The sequence below is a fragment of the Bacillus sp. JJ1609 genome (assembly GCF_036967045.1).
Lineage (GTDB): Bacteria > Bacillota > Bacilli > Bacillales > Cytobacillaceae > Mesobacillus.
In genome coordinates this window covers 45,571-48,846 of sequence record NZ_JBALSS010000015.1, presented here as the reverse complement: position 1 = coordinate 48,846, position 3,276 = coordinate 45,571, and the positions used below count along the sequence as shown (strand labels likewise).

The 3,276-nt window shown below is 40.8% G+C and carries 2 protein-coding genes; both read left to right on the top strand.

Translation table 11 applies throughout. The annotated features are described in order from the left end of the window. Positions 1-161: 161 nt before the first annotated feature. Positions 162-1,898 carry a glycosyl hydrolase family 18 protein gene (locus tag V7654_RS13130; protein ID WP_335430817.1) on the top strand — a complete coding sequence of 579 codons (1,737 nt, stop codon included), beginning with the start codon at positions 162-164 and terminating at the stop codon, positions 1,896-1,898. Positions 1,899-1,915: 17 nt separating this feature from the next. Then, positions 1,916-3,211 (top strand): purine/pyrimidine permease, encoded by a 1,296-nt coding sequence (locus V7654_RS13125; RefSeq protein WP_335430816.1) that lies wholly within the window; start codon positions 1,916-1,918, stop codon positions 3,209-3,211. Positions 3,212-3,276 lie beyond the last annotated feature (65 nt).

Below are 3,276 nucleotides of genomic sequence, written 5' to 3'. Positions count from 1 at the left end.
TATCTTTGTCGACAAGCTGGGGCTTCGTTATTGGAAGCCTTTTTCAATTGGCTGAGTGAAGAATATCTACTAGTCGGCGAGATTTTAACTTTACCCATCATGTAAAAACCCCTTCTCATTTCCAGTTTCTTTCAGTACGATAGTTACTAGGGGTGAATCTAATGGCAGAGCTCAAGATAAAAGAAAAAAAATATATATCTAAAAAGATCATTTTAGCGGGTCTTATTTTTTCCGCTTTCTTAATAGCTTCAAGCATATACTATTTGCTTTATCCTTTTGCTTCAAAAGAAAAATTGGAATACTTTAAAGGAGAATCTCCGATTATTTATAAAGGTGAGCAGGCTGGAAATGCTTTATTTCACGAAAATACAGTTTATGTCCCGCTTGATTTTTTGAAAAAGCTCGATGAATCGATCGTATTTGATGGAAAATCGAACTCGGTGATTTTTACCACGGCTGACAAGGTAGTGCAAATGCCTACAGATTCTCTTACCTATTTTATTAATGAAAAATCTGTAAAGCTCCAGATGACCCCTATCCATTCAAAAAATGGTAAGCTCTATGTGGCATTAGATCCGGTCATCGGCTATTATCCTCATATTTTTAAAATCTTAAAAGAAACGAAAGCAATCCTTATCCAAACATATGGAGAGAAGGTTTGGCAAGGTAAAGTTACAGGTGAGGATGTCCATCAAGAAGAACTGCGATTACGTTCAGGGCCAGGTCTGGATCATCCATATACAGCAGAAGCAGCAAATGGTGAAAGACTCTATATAGAATCCGAGAAAGAAGATTACTTTTTCGTCAGAAAGGAAAACGGCGTGGCAGGTTATTTGCATAAAGATTTTATCATTCCTGGTAAGACAGAGAAAATATCAGTGACAAGGAACATTCTTCCTAAAAAGTTGCCTGTTTTAGCAGGTCCCATACATTTAACCTGGGAGGCAGTCTACTCCAAAAACCCGGACACGGCAAGATTACCTGAAATGCCAGGCGTGAATGTGGTGTCTCCAACGTGGTTTCATCTTAATTCAGCAGATGGTGAAATAAAAAGTTTAGCTTCGGCAGAATACAGCAAATGGGCAAGGGTTAAAGGATTCCATGTTTGGGGTCTATTCACAAATGCATTTGATCCGGAAATGACACATGATGCTTTCAAGAATTTTGAAACGAGAAAGAACATGATCCGCCAGCTTCTCCACTACAGCAATATGTATGAGCTTCAAGGAATTAATTTGGATATTGAAAATGTCAACCCCGAAGATGGGCCATTAGTGACTCAATTTGTTAGGGAAGCTTCACCCTATTTCCGTGAAGCGGGCCTCGTTTTGTCACTGGATGTAACCTTCCAGTCCGATAGTGGGAATTGGTCTAAATTTTACGAAAGGGAGAAGCTGGCGAAATCGGTCGATTATATAGCTGTTATGGCATATGATGAACACTGGGCAAGCTCGCCAGTTGCCGGAAGCGTTTCATCGCTGCCATGGGTGGAAAAAAATTTAGCAAACTTGCTTAAGGTTGTGCCTAAAGAGAAGTTAATCCTTGGTGTGCCATTGTATACAAGACTATGGTCAGAAAAGGAAACAGAGGATGGCACAATTGAAGTTAGTTCAAAATCATTATCGATGGCAAAGGCTAAGGAATGGCTGAACGACAATAAGGTTGTTGTGAAATATGACCCTGAAAGCGGCCAAAATTACGCAGAACATTTTAATCATAAGGATAAAACGAATTATAAAATTTGGCTTGAAGATGAATTGTCATTGAAAAAGCGGGCCGAGCTGGCTAAAAAATACAACTTAGCAGGTATCGCCACCTGGTCCCGCTTTTTTGCCGACAGTTCAGCATGGACAGCATTAAAATTAGGCGAGGAAAAAAACGTAACGAAAAATAATTGATAATGGAGATTTTCAACATGAAAACTAGTCTTTCGGCGATTCAATGGATGGCTTTTATCATTGCGGGCTCGATCGTCGCACCAATCGCCATCGCGGATATATACCATTTGAATCCTATTGAAACTACAGGGATGGTCCAGCGTACAATGTTTGTACTTGGGATATCAAGTCTGCTTCAGGCTTTGATAGGGCATAGAATGCCAATCAACGAAGGGCCTGCGGGGCTTTGGTGGGGAGTTTTCACTATTTATGCAGGTTTAAGTACAACGCTGTTTTCTTCCAAAATCGAAACGCTGCAGGCACTTGAAGGCGCAATGATTATTAGCGGGTTAGTCTTTTTTCTACTAAGTTTGTTCAAGCTGATAGAAAAACTGGCTCAATTGTTCACGCCTGTCGTCAATGGTATATATTTGCTCCTGTTGATTATCCAGTTAAGCGGTTCTTTCATGAAAGGCATGATGGGACTGGGCGGCGGTATTAATCAAATAGACCTTAAAGTCGCATTGTTCAGCATCGTAATGGTTGCTTTAACATTCTATTTATCCAGACATAGAATCCGGTGGGTCAGCCAGTATTCGATCCTGGTTAGCCTAGCAGCCGGTTGGATACTTTATACATTACTTGGTTTAGGGGAAGGTTTACATTCCTATAAAGGCCCAGCATTTGCTCTACCTGAAATTTTTTCTTTCGGTAAGCCGGTATTTGACTCTGGTTTGATGGTGACTTCCGTTTTTATCACCTTCTTGTTAATCACAAATATGCTTGCAAGCATCCGGGTTACCGGACAGGTCTTGAAAGAAAAAGGAAATGTTGAAGGAGAGATGCGCTATCGTGCAAGTGGGTTTACCGCAGGAGTTAACCAAATTCTTGGAGGTGTGTTTTCGGCAATTGGTTCTGTTCCTATTTCAGGAGCAGCTGGTTTTATTGCTACGACCGGAATCACGAAGCTGCTTCCATTTGTGATCAGTTCTCTCTTGATCATTGCCGCAAGCCTTTTACCAGGTGCAATGTCGTTCTTTGCTTCGTTGCCAGCACCAGTGGGGTATGCAGTAACTTTTGTCATTTTCGCAAATATGATCGGTATTGCTTTTTCCGAATTCGATCGTGAATCAGACAAGAACAGAACAAGACTTGTCATTGGAATTTCATTGCTGGCAGGAGTGGGTTCTATGTTCGTCCCTGGTGAAGCATTCAGAGACGTTCCACCAGCACTTGTTTCGCTCCTGAACAACGGATTAATCCTTGGAACAATGATTGCTGTCGTCACAGACCAATTTACCATGGGCAGGATGAAACTCAAAAATAAAGCGTGAAGATGTCATCATTGGAAACGTTATACCTTTATTGGTATAACGTTTCAGTTTGTCAACAAAGATAC

Bases quoted from the DNA above. Each gene is read 5' to 3' on its own strand.
- V7654_RS13125 (WP_335430816.1), top strand. From the start codon at position 1,916: ATGAAAACTAGTCTTTCGGCGATTCAATGGATGGCTTTTATCATTGCG.
- V7654_RS13130 (WP_335430817.1), top strand. From the start codon at position 162: ATGGCAGAGCTCAAGATAAAAGAAAAAAAATATATATCTAAAAAGATC.